This window comes from Kribbella sp. NBC_00889, assembly GCF_045207705.1.
Taxonomy (GTDB): domain Bacteria; phylum Actinomycetota; class Actinomycetes; order Propionibacteriales; family Kribbellaceae; genus Kribbella.
This window is the reverse complement of record NZ_CP108783.1, coordinates 6,619,064-6,634,636: the sequence shown is the minus strand read 5'-3', so window position 1 is coordinate 6,634,636 and position 15,573 is coordinate 6,619,064. Positions and strand designations below refer to the sequence as shown.

General features: G+C 68.4%; 21 protein-coding genes. 12 read left to right on the top strand and 9 right to left on the bottom strand.

The window, feature by feature from the left end:
* Nucleotides 1-54: 54 nt before the first annotated feature.
* On the top strand, nt 55-618 hold the full coding sequence (locus tag OG817_RS32385; RefSeq protein ID WP_406048472.1) for a L,D-transpeptidase: 564 nt from the start codon (nt 55-57) through the stop codon (nt 616-618).
* Here the strand turns inward: OG817_RS32385 and OG817_RS32380 are convergent.
* The gene (locus tag OG817_RS32380; protein WP_406048471.1) at nt 606-1,115 is read right to left on the bottom strand and encodes a macro domain-containing protein; all 510 of its coding nucleotides are present in this window, start codon (nt 1,113-1,115) and stop codon (nt 606-608) included. The genes OG817_RS32385 and OG817_RS32380 overlap by 13 nt on opposite strands.
* Nucleotides 1,116-1,247: 132 nt before the next feature.
* Here OG817_RS32380 and OG817_RS32375 point away from each other — a divergent pair, with 132 nt between their 5' ends.
* Nucleotides 1,248-2,048, top strand: coding sequence for a L,D-transpeptidase family protein (locus tag OG817_RS32375; RefSeq protein WP_406048469.1), 801 nt, complete (start codon nt 1,248-1,250; stop codon nt 2,046-2,048).
* 5 nt (nt 2,049-2,053) lie between these two features.
* Here the strand turns inward: OG817_RS32375 and OG817_RS32370 are convergent, their stop codons facing one another.
* The 4 genes from OG817_RS32370 to OG817_RS32355 all read right to left on the bottom strand — a co-directional run bounded on the left by OG817_RS32370 (nt 2,054) and on the right by OG817_RS32355 (nt 4,320).
* Nucleotides 2,054-2,404: a DUF2516 family protein gene (locus OG817_RS32370; RefSeq protein WP_131353121.1), complete on the bottom strand. Its 351-nt coding sequence runs from the start codon at nt 2,402-2,404 to the stop codon at nt 2,054-2,056.
* A gap of 81 nt (nt 2,405-2,485) precedes the next feature.
* Nucleotides 2,486-3,007, bottom strand: coding sequence for a hypothetical protein (locus OG817_RS32365; protein WP_131353120.1), 522 nt, complete (start codon nt 3,005-3,007; stop codon nt 2,486-2,488).
* Nucleotides 3,008-3,042: 35 nt separating this feature from the next.
* Nucleotides 3,043-3,486, bottom strand: a complete 444-nt coding sequence (locus OG817_RS32360) for a helix-turn-helix domain-containing protein (RefSeq protein ID WP_406048468.1) — start codon at nt 3,484-3,486, stop codon at nt 3,043-3,045.
* Nucleotides 3,487-3,567: 81 nt separating this feature from the next.
* Entirely contained in the window at nt 3,568-4,320 is a 753-nt protein-coding gene (locus tag OG817_RS32355) for an SDR family NAD(P)-dependent oxidoreductase (protein ID WP_406048467.1), read from the bottom strand.
* Between the two features lie 83 nt (nt 4,321-4,403).
* On the opposite strand from OG817_RS32355, the gene mshA reads away from it, so the two are divergent.
* From mshA to OG817_RS32340, 3 genes are read left to right on the top strand one after another with little or no spacing between them, the layout of a single operon-like run.
* The gene (mshA, locus tag OG817_RS32350; protein ID WP_406057560.1) at nt 4,404-5,654 is read left to right on the top strand and encodes a D-inositol-3-phosphate glycosyltransferase; all 1,251 of its coding nucleotides are present in this window, start codon (nt 4,404-4,406) and stop codon (nt 5,652-5,654) included.
* Nucleotides 5,651-6,139 carry a YbjN domain-containing protein gene (locus tag OG817_RS32345; protein ID WP_131353116.1) on the top strand — a complete coding sequence of 163 codons (489 nt, stop codon included), beginning with the start codon at nt 5,651-5,653 and terminating at the stop codon, nt 6,137-6,139. Before mshA ends, OG817_RS32345 begins: the two co-directional genes overlap by 4 nt.
* Nucleotides 6,140-6,149: 10 nt before the next feature.
* Nucleotides 6,150-6,896 carry a phosphoglyceromutase gene (locus OG817_RS32340; protein ID WP_406048465.1) on the top strand — a complete coding sequence of 249 codons (747 nt, stop codon included), beginning with the start codon at nt 6,150-6,152 and terminating at the stop codon, nt 6,894-6,896.
* Here OG817_RS32340 and OG817_RS32335 read toward each other — a convergent pair.
* Nucleotides 6,877-7,098: a hypothetical protein gene (locus tag OG817_RS32335; RefSeq protein WP_396391501.1), complete on the bottom strand. Its 222-nt coding sequence runs from the start codon at nt 7,096-7,098 to the stop codon at nt 6,877-6,879. The two genes, OG817_RS32340 and OG817_RS32335, sit on opposite strands and share 20 nt — an antisense overlap.
* Before the next feature lie 84 nt (nt 7,099-7,182).
* Entirely contained in the window at nt 7,183-7,893 is a 711-nt protein-coding gene (gene phoU / locus OG817_RS32330) for a phosphate signaling complex protein PhoU (protein ID WP_406048464.1), read from the bottom strand.
* 209 nt (nt 7,894-8,102) lie between these two features.
* Between phoU and OG817_RS32325 the strand changes: the two genes are divergently transcribed.
* The 3 genes from OG817_RS32325 to OG817_RS32315 all read left to right on the top strand — a co-directional run bounded on the left by OG817_RS32325 (nt 8,103) and on the right by OG817_RS32315 (nt 11,091).
* Nucleotides 8,103-9,317, top strand: a complete 1,215-nt coding sequence (locus OG817_RS32325) for a sensor histidine kinase (RefSeq protein WP_406048462.1) — start codon at nt 8,103-8,105, stop codon at nt 9,315-9,317.
* Nucleotides 9,314-9,991 carry a response regulator transcription factor gene (locus OG817_RS32320; protein ID WP_131353111.1) on the top strand — a complete coding sequence of 226 codons (678 nt, stop codon included), beginning with the start codon at nt 9,314-9,316 and terminating at the stop codon, nt 9,989-9,991. Before OG817_RS32325 ends, OG817_RS32320 begins: the two co-directional genes overlap by 4 nt.
* An 83-nt stretch (nt 9,992-10,074) precedes the next feature.
* Complete coding sequence (locus OG817_RS32315) at nt 10,075-11,091, top strand: iron-siderophore ABC transporter substrate-binding protein (protein WP_406048460.1); 1,017 nt, start codon at nt 10,075-10,077, stop codon at nt 11,089-11,091.
* 34 nt (nt 11,092-11,125) lie between these two features.
* Here the strand turns inward: OG817_RS32315 and OG817_RS32310 are convergent, their stop codons facing one another.
* Entirely contained in the window at nt 11,126-11,746 is a 621-nt protein-coding gene (locus OG817_RS32310; RefSeq protein ID WP_406048458.1) for a hypothetical protein, read from the bottom strand.
* Nucleotides 11,747-12,010: 264 nt separating this feature from the next.
* On the opposite strand from OG817_RS32310, the gene OG817_RS32305 reads away from it, so the two are divergent.
* Genes OG817_RS32305 through ispF form a run of 3 tightly spaced genes read left to right on the top strand, consistent with a single transcriptional unit; the run spans nt 12,011 to nt 13,679 of the window.
* Nucleotides 12,011-12,496: a CarD family transcriptional regulator gene (locus OG817_RS32305; protein WP_012918679.1), complete on the top strand. Its 486-nt coding sequence runs from the start codon at nt 12,011-12,013 to the stop codon at nt 12,494-12,496.
* Nucleotides 12,497-12,516: 20 nt separating this feature from the next.
* On the top strand, nt 12,517-13,212 hold the full coding sequence (gene ispD, locus OG817_RS32300) for a 2-C-methyl-D-erythritol 4-phosphate cytidylyltransferase (protein WP_406048455.1): 696 nt from the start codon (nt 12,517-12,519) through the stop codon (nt 13,210-13,212).
* A gap of 56 nt (nt 13,213-13,268) precedes the next feature.
* Complete coding sequence (gene ispF / locus OG817_RS32295) at nt 13,269-13,679, top strand: 2-C-methyl-D-erythritol 2,4-cyclodiphosphate synthase (protein WP_406057558.1); 411 nt, start codon at nt 13,269-13,271, stop codon at nt 13,677-13,679.
* Here the strand turns inward: ispF and OG817_RS32290 are convergent.
* A complete protein-coding gene (locus OG817_RS32290; protein WP_406048454.1) occupies nt 13,669-14,634 on the bottom strand; it encodes a nitrilase family protein in 966 nt (321 codons plus the stop codon). The genes ispF and OG817_RS32290 overlap by 11 nt on opposite strands.
* 70 nt (nt 14,635-14,704) lie before the next feature.
* Between OG817_RS32290 and OG817_RS32285 the strand changes: the two genes are divergently transcribed.
* Nucleotides 14,705-15,568 (top strand): LysR family transcriptional regulator, encoded by an 864-nt coding sequence (locus tag OG817_RS32285; protein WP_406048453.1) that lies wholly within the window; start codon nt 14,705-14,707, stop codon nt 15,566-15,568.
* The last annotated feature ends 5 nt before the right edge of the window (nt 15,569-15,573 follow it).

Genomic DNA, 15,573 nt, shown 5'->3' with positions numbered 1-15,573 from the left:
GACGCGCTGACGTCTGTCATGTGCAAGCAACTCTTTGGGGGAAGGAAGCAGGACATGGGAATTCTGCGTAAGCTCGGCGCCACCGTCACGGCAGCCGCGTTCGTAGGGGTGGGCGCACTGACCGCGACCACGACGGCCGAGGCCGCCGTAGGGGCACCGATGGTTGCGCCCCAGGCCGTGGTCGCGCCACAGAAGGCGACCGCGGCGGCGTCGTCGACCACACTCGTGCGGGGCAAGCTGCGGATCGACAAGCGGTGTATGACGAAGGGCCGGGTGCTGTGCATCAACAAGCGCACCCGCAAGTTGGTGTACATGGTCAACGGCAAGCCGATCCAGATCACCGACGCACGATTCGGCGGCCGTAAGACGCCGACCCGGCAGGGCGTCTTCAAGGTCCAGCGCAAGTCGAAGAACCACGTGTCGTCGCTGTACCACTCGCCGATGCCGTACGCGATGTTCTTCAGTGGTGGCCAGGCGGTGCACTACTCGGCGGACTTCAAGGCCCGCGGGTACAACGGCGCGTCGCACGGCTGCGTGAACATCCGCGACAAGAAGAAGATCGCCTGGATCTTCGCCCGGGTGAAGGTCGGCGACAAGGTCGTCGTCTACAACGCCTGACGAGACCGCAGCGCGGTCTGGAAGGCCTTGTAGAGCCGGGGTTCGACCAAGCAGAACGTGGCTTTGCCGACGGAGGTCGCCGTACGGAGAAGTGTCCGTACGGCGACCTCCGCCGCTGACTGGGCCGGCCAGCCGTAGATCCCCGCGGACACCGCGGGGAGACTGAGAGTCTTGGCCCCGAGCTCGTCCGCGATCCGCAACGCGTTGCGGTAACAGGACTCCAGCAACGCCGGATCCCGTTGGCCCGCGGTGTAATTCGGCCCGACCACGTGGATCACGTACGACGCCGGAAGGGCTCCGGCGGTCGTCCAAGCAGCCTCGCCGGTCGCGGCTCCGTTCGGGTACCGCTCGACCAGTTCCGCGAGGATCGCCGGCCCGCCGGCGCGGTGGATCGCGCCGTCCACGCCGCCCCCGCCGCGCAGTGCGTGATGGGCTGCGTTGACGATCGCATCGGCCGGAATCGTGGTGATGTCCGCCGTACTCAGGACGATCTCCATCGGCGCCTCCGATCACGACTTGCTCACAAAAGCTGCACAATCCGCAGTTCTCAACCTACGCTGGACCGCCAACCAAAAGACCGGTGAGGACGTCCTATGTAGGTAGGACGGGGTCTACCAAAGGGGTTTCCGATGCGCGCGCTGATCATTCGCAACGTGCTGGCCGGTGTCGTCTCCGGTGCCGTGATTGCGGCACTCGCCGGTCTCGGGATGAACGCAACCGCGGCGCCGACCGCCACGACGGACCTGAAGACGGTGCCGTTCGAGGTCAGCGGCGAGCTGCCGATCTACCCGAAGGCGCTGTGGAAGAACGGCTCCTCCGGTGCCGCCGTCCGCAAGGTCGAGGCCCGGCTGGTCCAGCTGAAGCTGCTGGAGAAGCGCTACCAGGACAACGACTTCGGCACGATGACCCGGTCCGCGGTGAAGAAGTTCCAGAAGTCCAAGGGCATCCCCCAGATCGGGTACGTCGACCAGAACACCTGGAACAAGCTGTCCGCGGTCACCCACGAGCCGACCCAGGCAGAGCTCTTCCCGCCGGCGCCGGTGGTCAACGGCAAGAAGCTGGACGCACGCTGCGCGACCGGGGTGGCGCTCTGCATCGACAAGACCACCCGCAAGCTGCGGTACGTCGTCGACGGTGTGGTCAAGATGCAGCTGGACGTCCGGTTCGGCGCGGTGAAGACGGCGACCCGCGAGGGCAGCTTCACGGTCGGCTGGAAGAGCCGGAACCACGTCTCGAAGCTGTACGACTCGAAGATGCCGTACGCGATGTTCTTCAGTGGTGGCCAGGCGGTGCACTACTCGTCGGACTTCGCGGCCCGCGGCTACAACGGTGCCTCGCACGGCTGCGTGAACGTCCGGGACCTGGGCAAGATCAAGGTCCTGTTCGACGAGGTCAACGTCGGCGACAAGGTCATCGTCTACCGCTCGTAAGGCTTTTAGAGGGGGCGCGGTCCCCGGCGGCGCCGGATGCCCCAGCCGCCCCGGCCACGGCCGGAGGCGGCGCGCAGGGCCGGTCGGGCGTCGACCAGGTAGACACCGGCGGCGACGATGCCGATCAGGCCGAAGAAGCTGAGCCAGCCCTGGAAGATCTGACTGAGCGTGAACACGATCAGGATCAGCATCCAGCCGGGTTTGGTCAGCTTGTCCGCGGCGACGAACACCGCCCGAGGCCGGAACGCCGCGTCCAGCAGCGCGACCAGCTTGAGTCCGAGCAGCACCCACCAGATGATCTCGAGCGGACCTGCGAACCCGGGAAAGAGGTTCGGGAACGTAGCGAGTGGGAGCATGCACACGAGCCTAACCGAAAGACCGGGCGGCCCACCTCTGCTCGGTCGCAGATCGGGGCCGCCCGGTGCGGAAAACTACCGTCAGTCGCCGACCTTGTCGGCAGCGTCCGTTGCCGCCTTGGAGGCGGTCTTCGCGGTCTTGCGGGCGCTGGTCGCGGTCGCCTTCACGTTGCGGGTCGCGGTCTGGGCGGTCTTCTTCGCGGTGGTGCGGGTCGCCTTCGCCTTGCTCACCGTGGTCTTGGCCTGGGTGACCAGGTCCTCGGTGGCCTTCTGGCTGCGGATCCGCTCGACCAGGTCCTTGCCGCGGCCGGCCAGGTCCTCGTAGGTCTCCTCGGCCTGGCCGAGCACGGTGGTGAAACCGGCCTGCGCGACGGCGGGCAGCTCACGCAGCTTGGCCGGGGCGGTCTTCGCGTCGGCCACGAAGGCGTCGAAGCGCTTGGTGACCTCGGACTGCGCCTTGGTCAGCTCGGTCTGCAGGGTCTTCTGGTCCAGCTTGGCGAACCGGGCGGTGACGTCCTCGCTGACCGCGCGGAACTTCTCCACCGCGAGGTCGCCGGCGCCGGCGATCGCGTAGAACGGGGTGACAGGCGTACGGGTAGCCATCTGGCATCTCCTCGGATGTTTGCAGCAGGATGCGATTACTTGGTGGTGCGTTTGCTTGCCGGGGACTTCTTGGCCGTCGGCTTGGCCGCGGCCGGCTCGTCGGAGGGCGTGTTCTCGCGGACGAAGGACGCGTAGACATCCAGCAGGACACGCTTCTGCCGCTCGTTCAGGACGGGATCGAGCAGCACCGCGTCGACCACACCGGAAGCGCTCCGGCTGTCGGAACCGTCGTCCGGATCGAGGATGCCGGCCCGCACGTACAGGGTCTCCGCGGAGATCCGCAGCGCCTTCGCGAGCTGTTGCAGCACATCGGCCGACGGTTTCCGCAGGCCGCGCTCGATCTGGCTGAGGTACGGGTTCGACACACCGGCCAGGTCGGACAACTGCCGCAACGACAGCTGCGCGTTCCGCCGCTGCTCGGCGAGGTACTCCCCGACGGAGCCCACCGAACCTGCGACGCGATCACTCAACCTGGCCATGCATCCAGTGTGCTAGCAGAGTGCTTGCAATTGCAAGCAGGCAGGCCGTGAGGCCGCTCACGTCAGGGAGGTACTGCGCTTCTACTGCACCCGGTGAACCTTGTGCTGCGCGGCCTGGGCGCGCGGGCGGACCGTGATCCGGTCGATGTTCACGTGCGACGGGCGGGTCGCGATCCAGACGACGATGTCGGCGATGTCTTCGGAGGTGAGCGGTTCGGCCACTCCGGCGTACACGGCGTCGGCCTTGGCCTGGTCGCCGCTGAAGCGGGTCAGCGCGAAGCCCTCGCTGCGGACCATGCCCGGGGCGACCTCGCAGACCCGCACCGGCTGGTCGAACAGTTCCAGGCGCAGGGTGTCGACGACCGCCGTGGCCGCGTGCTTCGCGGCGACGTACCCGCCGCCGCCCTCGTAGGCGACCTGACCGGCGGTGGAGCCCATCACGATGATCGTGCCCTTCCCGGCGACAAGGGCCGGGAGCAACGACTTGGTGACCGCCGCGACGCCGATCACGTTCACCTCGTACATCTGCCGCCAGGCCTCGAGGTCCGCGTCCGCGACCGGCTCGAACCCGAACGCGCCGCCGGCGTTGTTCACCAGCACCTGCAGTTGCTCACCGACCGCCTCGGTCAGCGCCGCCACGTCCTCGGCGGAGGTGACGTCGCACTGCACCGCGCGCCCGTCGATCTCCTTCGCCAGCGCCTCGATCCGGTCCAGCCGGCGGGCCGCACACACCACCTCGAACCCCGCACGGGCCAGGTACCGCGCCGACGCGGCCCCGATCCCACTGCTCGCTCCGGTCACCACGGCAAGAGGACGGCTGTTGCTGGAAGTCATACCCCGATTCTCCCAAACCGCGGCGGAGTTACCCTGACCAGGTGACCGTACCGTCCGCTGACCGTCCCGTTCGGCGGGTTGCGATGATCAGCCTGCACACGTCGCCGCTGGATCAGCCGGGTATCGGTGATGCCGGCGGGATGAACGTCTACGTGGTGGAGTTGTCCAAACGGCTTGCCGGGCTGGGGATCGAGATCGACGTCTTCACCCGGGCGACCTCGTCGGCGCTGCCCGCCAGGGTCGAGCTGATGCCGGGCGTGATGGTCCGCAACGTCGCCGCCGGGCCGTACGAGGGCCTGAGCAAGAACGAGCTCCCCGCCCAGCTGTGCACGTTCGCGCGGGCCGTACTGCGGGCCGAGGCGATCCACGAGCCGGGCTGGTACGACGTGATCCACTCGCACTACTGGCTCTCCGGCCAGGTCGGGCTGCTGGCCCGCGACCGCTGGGCCGTGCCGCTCGTCCACACCATGCACACCATGGCGAAGGTGAAGAACGCCAGCCTGGCGGAGGACGACCTACCCGAGCCGCCGGCGCGACTGCTGGGTGAGGAGCAGGTGGTCGAGGCCGCGGACCGGCTGCTGGCCAACACCGACGACGAGGCCAACGAACTCATCACCCTGTACGGCGCTCAGCCCGCGAAGGTCGGTGTGGTCAACCCAGGCGTGGATCTGGACATGTTCAGCCCCGGTGACCAGGCCGCGGCCCGGCGGGAGCTCGGCGTACCCGAGGACGCCGTCGTACTGGCGTTCGTCGGGCGGATCCAGCCGTTGAAGGCGCCCGATCTGCTCATCCGGGCCGCCGCGCGGATGCTCGAGCAGGACCCGTCGTTGCGCAGCCGGCTGGTCGTGGCGATCATCGGCGGCCCGTCCGGCAACGGGATGGAGCACCCGGAGTCGCACGCGGAGCTGGCGCGGGCGCTCGGCGTCGACGACGTGACCCGGTTCGTGAAGCCGATGGAGCGGCCCGGCCTGGCCCAGTGGTACCGGGCCGCATCGGTTGTCTGCGTTCCGTCGTACTCGGAATCCTTCGGGCTGGTCGCGCTGGAGGCACAGGCCTGCGGTACGCCGGTGGTCGCGGCGGCTGTCGGCGGGCTGACGACCGCGGTCGTGGATCGGCGGACCGGGCTGCTGGTGCGGGGCCATGGGGTCGGTGAGTTCGCCGACGCGCTGGCCCGGATCGCGACGGATCCGCACACCCGCGAGACGATGAGCCGGGCGGCGGTCAAGCATGCGCAGGCCTTCGGCTGGGAACTGACCGCCAAGAAGACGCTGGCCGCGTACCGCACGGCCACGGACACGATGGCGGCCGAGCTGGCCGCGGAGGTGGCTGGGTGAGAGTTTCGGCGGCGGACGTGATCCGCCAGGTGCTGACCGAGAACGAGCTCGAGTTCACCGAGACGAGTCCGGGGGAGTTCAGCGCCGATCTGCCGGGCGAGCGGAAGCTGAAGACCACCGTCTCGCTGATCGTCGGGGCGCAGGCGGTGCAGGTGCACGCGTTCGTGGCCCGGCACCCGGACGAGAACCACGAGGCCGTCTACCGCTGGCTGCTGGAGCGGAACCTCAAGATGTACGGCGTCGCGTTCGCGGTCGACCACCTGGGTGACATCCACCTGGACGGGAAGGTTCCGCTGCACGCGATCACCCCGACCGAGGTGGACCGGCTGCTCGGCGCGGTGCTCGAGTACGCCGACTCGTCGTTCAACACGATCCTCGAACTCGGCTTCGCGTCGTCGATCCGCAAGGAGTACGAGTGGCGGGTCTCCCGCGGCGAATCCACCCGCAACCTGGACGCTTTCAAGGGCTGGCTGGAGCCCAAGTAGTCTGAGAGCCATGACCTATCGCCTCATCCTGCTCCGCCACGGCCACAGCGACTGGAACGCCAAGAACCTCTTCACCGGCTGGGTCGACGTCGACCTGAACGCCCAGGGCGTCGAGGAGGCGCATCGCGGTGGCGAGTTGCTGCGTGACCGCGACCTGCTGCCCGACGTACTGCACACCTCGGTGCTGCGCCGGGCGATCCGTACCGCGACCATCGCCCTCGAGGTCGCCGACCGCCAGTGGATCGACGTCCGCCGGTCCTGGCGGCTGAACGAGCGGCACTACGGCGGCCTGCAGGGCAAGGACAAGAAGCAGACCCTGGAGGAGCTCGGCGAGGAGCAGTTCATGCTGTTCCGCCGCTCGTACGACACCCCGCCGCCGCCGATCGAGCGCGGCTCGGAATACGACCAGGCCGGCGACCCGCGGTACGCCGGGCTCCCGTCCGACATCATGCCCACGACCGAGTGCCTGAAGGACGTCGTCGAGCGGATGCTGCCCTACTGGTACGACGCGATCGTGCCGGACCTGCGCGCCGGCAAAACCGTCCTGGTCGCCGCCCACGGCAACTCGCTCCGCGCCCTGGTCAAGCACCTGGACAACCTGGACGAGAAGACGGTCGTCGGCCTGAACATCCCGACCGGTATCCCGCTGTACTACGAACTGGACGAGGACTTCCACCCGATCACTCCGGGCGGCGAGTACCTCGACCCGATCGCCGCCAAGGAAGCCATCGAAGCCGTCAAGAACCAGGGCCGCTGACCTCCGCCCGAAGCTGCTCGAGCAGGGCCTGCAGCTCAGGACTCCGAGCCACCAGCTGAGGATTGTCCTCCAGGAGAGCGAGCTTGCTCTTCTGGAGGTTTCTCAGCTGCTGCTCCACCGCGTCGAGGTGCGCGAGCATCTCGGCGCCGTCCATGGCTGACACGTCGGTGTTGACCAGCCGCTCGGTCACAGATTCGTCCATGCCGAGCAAGCTATCGGAAACCTCGCCGCCGCACGTAAAAGGCGCCCCCGGCAACTATCTGCCGGGGGCGCTGTTGTGTCCGGGTCAGTTGGTGCCGTTGGGGTTCGGCGTGGAGGCGCCGGCGCCGGAGCCTGCCGCCGTACCGCCGATGGCGACCGGGAGCTCGCCGGTGACCAGGTAGACGACCCGCCGGGCCATCGACACCGCGTGGTCGGAGATGCGCTCGTAGTACCGGCCGAGCAGGGCGATGTCGACCGCAACCTCGACGCCGTGCGGCCAGGCGTCGTCCATCATCAGCCGGAACTGGTTGGTGCGCAGCTTGTCCATCTGGTCGTCGGTGGATTCCAGCTTGCTCGCCGCCTCGACGTCGCGGCTCTTGATCACGTCACCGGCGGCGTCGACCATCTTGCCGGCCACCGTGCCCATCTCCTGGATCACGTCGCGCAGCTCGTCCGGGATGGCCGGCGACGGGTAGCGCAGCCGCGCGATCTTGGACACGTGCGCGGCCAGGTCGCCCATCCGCTCCAGGTCGGCGACCATCCGCAGGGCGGCGACCAGCATCCGCAGTTCGTTGGCGACCGGCGACTGCCGCGCCATCAGCTCGAAGACCTTCTCCTCGACGCCCTCGCCGGCCGCGTCCAGCTGGATGTCCGAGGCGATGACCTCTTCGGCCATCCGGATGTCGGCTTCCAGCAGGGCCGAGGTCGAGCGGCGTACGGCGGTGGACACCGTGCGGGTCATCCGTTCCAGCTCGGCGAGGATGTCGTCGAGCTGCTCGTGGTAGGTGTCACGCATTGTGTTCGTTTCCGATCTCTGGTGTCCGGTTGCCGCGAGGGGCTGAGCGGGCCAGTGCCGGCCCGATACTCGCCCAACGGTGACCGTATGCCGTCGAGGTTGCCGGATGGCGACGAGTGGTGAACGCCCGATGAACAGTTAGGTCGCGTCCCGGTCATCCCGTGATCATTCGGTCTTTCCCTGCTGGTTGCCCGCGTAGCATCGTTGCCGTGGACCCCACGCTGGCGGCGGTGCTGGGCGGCGTCATCGGCGCGGCCCTGGCTCTGCTTTCACTCGGTGCGATGATGCTCAGTGAGCGGGCCCAGCGCAAGATCCCGGAGTCCCCGGGCCCGATCGTCCCGACCGGCGTCGCCACGGTTCTGTCGGTACTGCGTTCGTCCGCCGTCGTCATGGGTCCGGAGGACCAGGTCCTGCAGGCGAGTGCGCCGGCCCACGTGCTCGGCATCGTCCGCGGCGAACGCCTGGTGGTCGACGACATCCTGACCATGGTCCGCGCGGTCCGTCGCGACGGTGAGATCCGGCAGCAGGACCTGGAGATCGTCCGCGGCCGGCTGGGTGCGACGCAGTACGTCAGCGCCCGGGTGGCCCCGCTGGGCAGCCAACTCGTGCTGGTGCTGGTCGAGGACCGGACCCGGGAGCGCCGGCTGGAAGCGATCCGGCGCGACTTCACCGTCAACGTCAGCCACGAGCTGAAGACGCCGATCGGCGCGCTGATCCTGCTGGCCGAGGCGGTCTCGGAGGCCTCCGACGACCCGGAGGCGGTGCAGCGGTTCTCCAGCCGGATGCAGGTCGAGGCGGCCCGGCTGAGCCGGCTGGTCAAAGAGATCATCGAGCTGTCCCGGCTACAGGGCGACGACCCGCTGGAGAACCCCGGCCCGGTCGACATCAACGCCGTGATCGAGGCCGCGGTGGACCGCTGCCGGGTCGACGCCGAGGACCGCGACATCAAGATCGTGGTGAAGACCGAGCCCGAGCTGGAGGTGATGGGCAGCGAGGACCAGCTGTCCATTGCCATCGGCAACTTGGTGGAGAACGCCGTCAACTACAGCCCGGACGGCACCCGGGTCGCGGTCGCCGCGCACCCGATCGGGGACCTGGTCGAGGTGACCGTCAGCGACCAGGGCGTCGGCATTCCGACCGGCGACCTGGAGCGCATCTTCGAACGCTTCTACCGGGTCGACCGGGCCCGCAGCCGGGAGACCGGCGGCACCGGTCTCGGCCTCTCGATCGTCAAGCACATCGCCTCCATCCACGGCGGCGACGTACGGGTCTGGAGTGTCGAGGGCCAGGGCTCCACCTTCACCGTGAGACTCCCGCTGCGGCTCGAACCCGCAGCGGGTCAGACCGACTCCTCCAGCCAGGACGAGCCGGCCCTTTATCTGACGCCTACCCCGTCGGAAAGAACCAAGGAGGCAGCTTCGTGACCCGAGTGCTGGTCGTCGAAGACGAAGAGAGCTACAGCGACGCGTTGTCGTACGTCCTGCGCAAGGAAGGGTTCGAGGTCGCCGTCGCGGAGACCGGCCCGGACGCGCTGGACGAGTACGACCGGGCCGGTGCGGACATCGTCCTGCTCGACCTGATGCTGCCGGGTCTGTCCGGCACGGAGGTGTGCCGAGCCCTGCGCAGCCGGGGCAACGTCCCGGTGATCATCGTCAGCGCCAAGGACACCGAGGTGGACAAGGTGGTCGGCCTGGAGCTGGGTGCCGACGACTACGTCACCAAGCCCTACAGTCCGCGCGAGCTGCTGGCCCGGATCCGTGCGGTGCTGCGCCGCGGCCAGGATGTCGAGCTGCTGCCCGACACGCTGGAGGCCGGGCCGGTCCGGATGGACGTCGAGCGGCACGTGGTGACCGTGTCCGGGACCGAGATCCGGCTCCCGCTCAAGGAGTTCGAGCTGCTCGAGATGCTGCTGCGCAACACCGGCCGGGTGCTGACCCGCGGGCAGCTGATCGACCGGATCTGGGGCGCCGACTACGTGGGCGACACCAAGACCCTGGACGTGCACGTGAAGCGGCTCCGCTCGAAGCTGGAGAAGGACCCGTCGAACCCGCAACACCTGGTCACGGTGCGTGGTCTGGGCTACAAGTTCGAGTCCTGACTCACATCCCCGCAGGTCGCCAGGGCCTTCGGGGTTAGCTTAGGCTCTCCTTAGTTGAGGAAATCAGTCTAAGGAGAGTCACCATGTCCTGGTCCCGTTCCCGGGTGGTCAGCGCGGTCGCCGTTGTGGTGGTCGCGACCACCACGCTGGCCGCGTGCGGCAACGACGCCGACGAGCAGGCCGGCGGCTCTGCCAGTACGGCGGCCGCCGGGTTCCCGGTCACGTTGAAGAACACCTTCGGTGACACCACCATCACCAAGAAGCCGGAGCGCATCATCACGCTCGGCTGGAACGCGCAGGACGTGGTCTACGCGCTAGGCGAGACGCCGGTCGGGATGCCCAAGGTGACCTACGGCCCGACCGCGGCCGGCGTCACCGCGTGGGACGCCGGCAAGTTCGACCCCGCGAAGACCCAGTTGCTCGACACTGGTGACAAGTACCCGTTCGAGAAGATCGCGGCGCTGAGGCCGGACGTGATCCTGGCGCCGTACGAGGGCTTCGACGAGGCGACGTACAAGACCCTGTCGGGGATCGCGCCGACGGTCGCGTACCCGGGCGCGCCGTGGCAGACCACCTGGCAGGACCAGACCTTGCTGGTCGGTGAGGCGCTCGGCAAGAAGGCCGACGCGGAGAAGCTGATCAGTGGCATCCAGGACAAGATCAAGCAGGTCGCGACCGATCACCCCGAGTTCAAGGGCAAGACGATCACGGTCGGCTCGTTCGGTGCCGAGAACTACGTGTACATGCCGGGCGACCCGCGGGTGCAGATCCTGAACGAGATGGGCTTCAAGAACGCGCCGGGGGTCGAGGCGCTGGAGAAGACGAACACCAAGAAGGAGTTCTCGATGGCCATCAGTAAGGAGAAGGTAGCCGACGTGGACGCGGACGTGCTGGTCGCGTACGTCGACGGCCTCGGGGCGCAGAAGTTCCTGGGCGACCCGGTCTACTCCTCGCTCGGCGCGGTGAAGCGGGGCAGCGCGTACGCGATGGAGGACCAGCAGGTCATCTCCGGGATGAGCGCGGTCAGCGTGCTGAGCGTCCCGTGGGTGCTGGACAAGACCATCCCGAACCTGGCCAAGGCTGCCGAGGCGGCCGGCTGACGCAGGCCGCCCTCCACTGACTTACTGGGGGCTACTACTCGGCCGGCGGCGGCGTCGGCGAGTAGTGGTTCTCGGTCAGCACCGGGATGTAGGTGGTGATCGGGCCGGCCTGGCCGAAGGTGATCACCACGTTGATCATCTGGCCCGGCTTGCCCCCGGTGACGGAGATGCCCTTGCTGGCGTCTCCGCCCGGCGTCTCGGTCGGGGTCGCGGTCGGGTCCGCCGACGGCGTCTCCGTGGGGGTCGCGCTCGCCGTCGCTTCGCCTGCCGCCGGCGGCAGCATGGTCGACGTACCGGCCTTCAGGTCGATGGGCGCGAACTTGCTGAACGTGACCTGGCCCGGCTGGTCGCCGCCGGCCTGGCCGTCCTGCGTGCCGGGCGGGGCCTGCTCGATCTTGACCAGGGTGTCGTCGGTGCTGCCGTCGTTGACGATCGCGCTGTGCAGCTGGCCCTTGCCGTCCGCAGTGGCCAGCACCAGCATGTTGCGGACCTTGATCGAGCCGGAGTCGGCGTTGGTGCCCTCGGCGGCCTGGTACGGCTTCGCGGTCTGGGCGCCGAAGTTCGCGCCGCACGCCGCCAGCGCGATACTGAGAGTGGCGGCGGCACCGGCCAGCGCGGTACGCCGGACAAACCGCGAGGACAACGTGATCGGCACTGGAATCCCTCTTCTGCAAGCTGTTCGACGCCGTCAGGCAGCAGCCTCCGGCGCAGGAAAGCGTAGCCGGGGGCTGCTCCGGCCCCGACGGCGGGATGCCCGTCACGGGGTGTGGCGACGGTGTCCCTGGCAACCAATCACGCGCGCACGAGGCACGGCGGACAGCGTTTGTCAAGGCACGAATAGGCCTCTGACCAGCGCAAACGCCGAAACCGGACCACCCAGCACGTGGTAAGATGGATCTCGGAAAGGGGCACGTGACATATGACTTTCACAGTCGGCGAGACGGTTGTTTACCCCAATCACGGAGCGGCCGTCATCGAGGACATCGAGACCCGTCAGATCAAAGGTGAGGACAAGACCTATCTGGTCTTGAGGATCGTCGCTCAGAACGACCTGGTCGTCCGGGTCCCCGCGTGCAACCTCGATCTCGTCGGCGTGCGTGACGTCGTGGATCAGGCTGGCCTGGAGCGCGTCTTCGACGTGCTGCGCGCACCGCACACGGAGGAGCCGACCAACTGGTCGCGTCGCTACAAGGCGAACCTGGAGAAGCTGCACTCCGGTGACGTGATGAAGGTGGCAGAGGTCGTCCGCGATCTGTGGCGCCGTGAGCGTGACCGCGGTCTCTCCGCCGGTGAGAAGCGGATGCTGGCGAAGGCACGTCAGATTCTGGTCTCCGAGCTGGCCCTGGCCGAGCACACCAATGAGGACAAGGCGGAAGCTATCCTCGATGAGGTTCTCGCTTCCTGACTTCGGTCAGATCGCGTCGCATGAGCACTGCGGCCATCATCCCGGCGGCCGGACTGGGACTGCGACTCGGTGGTGAGAACTACAAAGCATTTCGAGAGGTCGGTGGCGATTCGCTGCTGGTCCACGCCGTTCGTGGACTGAAGGCAGCGTCCGCCGCCGACCTCGTCTGTTTTGTCGTCGCCGTTCCGCCCGGGTTCGAGGAATCGGTGGCCAAGGAACTCGAGCCGTACGCCGGTGACGCCCGGCTGCTCGTGGTCCCGGGCGGCGCGGAACGCCCCGACTCGGTCAGGGCGGCCCTGGATGTGGTCCCGACCGAGGGCATCGACTGCATCCTGGTCCATGACGCGGCGCGCGCATTCGTCCCGGCCGACATGGTCGAGCGGGTGGTCGCGGCGGTTCGTGGCGGCGCACCGGCCGTCGTACCGGCGGTGCCGGTGACGGACACGATCAAGCGGGTGTCGCCGACGGGCGAGGTGGTCGACACGCCCGACCGTTCGACTTTGGTCGCCGTGCAGACTCCGCAGGGCTTCGAGCCCGGCGTACTACGTCGTGCGCATGCCGCCGGCATCGATAGGGTGACCGACGACGCGATGATGTGTGAGCGGCTCGGGGTGCCGGTGATGACGGTCGAGGGGTCGCAGGACGCGTTCAAGGTGACCCGCCCGCAGGACCTGTTGCTGGCCGAGGCGCTGCTGGCGGAGAGGCGGCTCGGGTGAAGATCCCACGGGTCGGCAACGGCATCGACGTACACCCGCTGGAGGAAGGCCGCCCGATGTGGCTGGCCGGCCTGCACTGGCCGGAGGAGACAGCTGGGCTCGCGGGTCACTCCGACGGCGACGCGGCCGCGCATGCGATCTGCACCGCGCTGCTCAGTGCGGCCCGGCTGGGTGACCTGGGGTCGAACTTCGGCACCGCCGAGCCCGAGTGGGCCGGCGCGTCCGGGATCGCGCTGCTGACCGAGGCGGCGCGGCGGGTGCGAGCCGCCGGGTTCGAGATCGGCAACGTGTCGGTCCAGATCGTCTGCAACCGGCCCCGCATCGGACCCCGCCGCGAGGAGGCGGAGAAGGTGTTGAGCGCCGGCTGCGATGCCGAGGTGTCCGTGAGCGCGGCAACCACCGACGGCCTTGGGTTCACCGGCCGCGGCGAAGGCATCACGGCGTTCGCTACAGCCCTTATCTACTGACCGGCTCGCTCGAGAACCGGGCTGCCCGCGGATCGAGTTCGTCACCCATCACCTGCGTCAGCAGGCCGTACAGCTCCGGTCGGCGACCGCGCATCCACCGCTGTCCGGTTGCCAACGGCACCAGATCCAGATCGAGGTCCGCGGTCACCACGGCTTCGTCCGGTACCGGGGTCTCGGCAACGATCCGGCCGTACGGATCCAGGATCATCGCGTTGCCGGTCCGCAGTTCGTCGTCGTCCCGCCCGACACCGTTGCTGAACAACAGGAACAGCCCGTTGTCGTGCGCCCGCGCCGGCAGCCAGCGCATCAGCCACTCCCGGCCGCTCGGACCGTTGAACGCGGCCTCGACAGCCGCCGGATCCTGCTTCCTGTTCTCCCACACCTCCACCGGGATCGGCTTCATTCCATACGGGCTGCGCGAGTTGGTCCCGCCGGTCTGGTGTGGCGCGATCAGGACGGTTGCCCCGAGCAACGCGGTGATCCGGACGTTCTCGACCAGGTTGTTGTCCCAGCAGATCAGCACCCCCGCGCGGAAGCCCCAGGGCGTGTCGAACACCGTGTACGACGATCCGCTCGCGATCTCCTCGTGCTCGAACGCATGCAGCTTCCGGTGCACGTGGACGTCGCCGTTGGGCAGGCAGACGGCGTACGAGTTGAACAGCTTGCCGTCGGCAGTTTCCAGGAAGCCGACGCCGAGGCCGGCCTCCAACTCCTGAGCCAGGGCAGCGATCCGGCTGACCAGCGGTCCGTCGGCGGGCTCGGCCAGCTCGTGCAGCCGCTCGGCGGAATGGTTGCGGAGGTGCCAGTAGCCGAGCAGGCACATCTCCGGGAGTACGACGAGCTGGGCGCCGTCGGCGACCGCCTCCCGGGCCAGACGCTCGACGGTGGCGAGGTTGGCCGCGGGCTGGTCCGGGACCGGCTCGAACTGGACGACGGCGCTGCGGAAGAGGGTCATGCGCCCATCGAAACGCCGATCGATCCATGACGTCCAATAGCGATTGGTCGACATTCCATATCCTGGGGCTATGGATCTCCGATTGCTCCGGACCTTTGTCACGGTGGCGCGGCTGCGGAACTTCGGGGCCGCGGCCGACGAATTGGCGACCAGTCAGCCGGCACTCACCAAGCAGATCCAGGTCCTCGAGCGAAGGGTCGGGTCCGTCCTGTTCACTCGCGGTAGGCACGGTGCCCGGCTGACGCCGGCCGGGGAGTTGTTGTTACCCGACGCACTCGGACTGCTCGAGCGATCCGAGGCCTTCGACCGGCGCGCCGTACAGGTCGCAGCGGGTGACCAGGGATCGCTGGCGATCGGATTCGGGCTCTCCGCGATCGACCTCGCGCCACGAGCCGTCGCCTTGTTCCGCAGTCGATGGCCGGGAGTGTCGATCTCCCTCGACGACATGTCCTCGGCGGTGCAATGCGAACGCCTGCTCGCCGGCAGCCTCCAGATCGGCTTCGTCCGGCTCCCGGTCCCGGCCGGCCTCGAACGCCTCCGGCTCCGCAGGGACCGGCTCGCCCTGGCCCTCCCAGTCGGTCAGGACGTACCGCGCGACGTCGGCCGCTGGCTCGACGATCGTCCGCTGGTCCGCCTCACGCCGTCGCGGGGTCCCGGCCTGACCGCCCAGATCAACGGTCTGTACGCCGAACTCGGTTGCCATCCGCAAGTGCTTCAGGAAGCCGCCGACCTGCAGACGGTGCTCGCTCTCACGGCCGCCGGTGCCGGGCCCTCCGTCGTACCGCAGTCCGCCGAACGGATCGCCCCACCGGAGCTCCGCCTGACCCCGCTCCCGGGCCGGGCCGCGTCGTGGTGGATCGGCGCCGCTTGGTCCACCCGGACCCCGCTCACAGAACGCTTCCTGAAGGCTGCGGCGGAGGTCGCTCGCACCTAGCTCCT

What these genes read in the sequence shown, in the direction of transcription:
- OG817_RS32385 (WP_406048472.1), top strand. Translation starts at nt 55, where the DNA reads ATGGGAATTCTGCGTAAGCTCGGCGCCACCGTCACGGCAGCCGCGTTC.
- OG817_RS32380 (WP_406048471.1), bottom strand. Translation starts at nt 1,115, where the DNA reads ATGGAGATCGTCCTGAGTACGGCGGACATCACCACGATTCCGGCCGAT.
- OG817_RS32375 (WP_406048469.1), top strand. Translation starts at nt 1,248, where the DNA reads ATGCGCGCGCTGATCATTCGCAACGTGCTGGCCGGTGTCGTCTCCGGT.
- OG817_RS32370 (WP_131353121.1), bottom strand. Translation starts at nt 2,404, where the DNA reads ATGCTCCCACTCGCTACGTTCCCGAACCTCTTTCCCGGGTTCGCAGGT.
- OG817_RS32365 (WP_131353120.1), bottom strand. Translation starts at nt 3,007, where the DNA reads ATGGCTACCCGTACGCCTGTCACCCCGTTCTACGCGATCGCCGGCGCC.
- OG817_RS32360 (WP_406048468.1), bottom strand. Translation starts at nt 3,486, where the DNA reads ATGGCCAGGTTGAGTGATCGCGTCGCAGGTTCGGTGGGCTCCGTCGGG.
- OG817_RS32355 (WP_406048467.1), bottom strand. Translation starts at nt 4,320, where the DNA reads ATGACTTCCAGCAACAGCCGTCCTCTTGCCGTGGTGACCGGAGCGAGC.
- mshA (WP_406057560.1), top strand. Translation starts at nt 4,404, where the DNA reads ATGATCAGCCTGCACACGTCGCCGCTGGATCAGCCGGGTATCGGTGAT.
- OG817_RS32340 (WP_406048465.1), top strand. Translation starts at nt 6,150, where the DNA reads ATGACCTATCGCCTCATCCTGCTCCGCCACGGCCACAGCGACTGGAAC.
- OG817_RS32335 (WP_396391501.1), bottom strand. Translation starts at nt 7,098, where the DNA reads ATGGACGAATCTGTGACCGAGCGGCTGGTCAACACCGACGTGTCAGCC.
- phoU (WP_406048464.1), bottom strand. Translation starts at nt 7,893, where the DNA reads ATGCGTGACACCTACCACGAGCAGCTCGACGACATCCTCGCCGAGCTG.
- OG817_RS32315 (WP_406048460.1), top strand. Translation starts at nt 10,075, where the DNA reads ATGTCCTGGTCCCGTTCCCGGGTGGTCAGCGCGGTCGCCGTTGTGGTG.
- OG817_RS32305 (WP_012918679.1), top strand. Translation starts at nt 12,011, where the DNA reads ATGACTTTCACAGTCGGCGAGACGGTTGTTTACCCCAATCACGGAGCG.
- ispD (WP_406048455.1), top strand. Translation starts at nt 12,517, where the DNA reads ATGAGCACTGCGGCCATCATCCCGGCGGCCGGACTGGGACTGCGACTC.
- ispF (WP_406057558.1), top strand. Translation starts at nt 13,269, where the DNA reads ATGTGGCTGGCCGGCCTGCACTGGCCGGAGGAGACAGCTGGGCTCGCG.
- OG817_RS32290 (WP_406048454.1), bottom strand. Translation starts at nt 14,634, where the DNA reads ATGACCCTCTTCCGCAGCGCCGTCGTCCAGTTCGAGCCGGTCCCGGAC.
- OG817_RS32285 (WP_406048453.1), top strand. Translation starts at nt 14,705, where the DNA reads ATGGATCTCCGATTGCTCCGGACCTTTGTCACGGTGGCGCGGCTGCGG.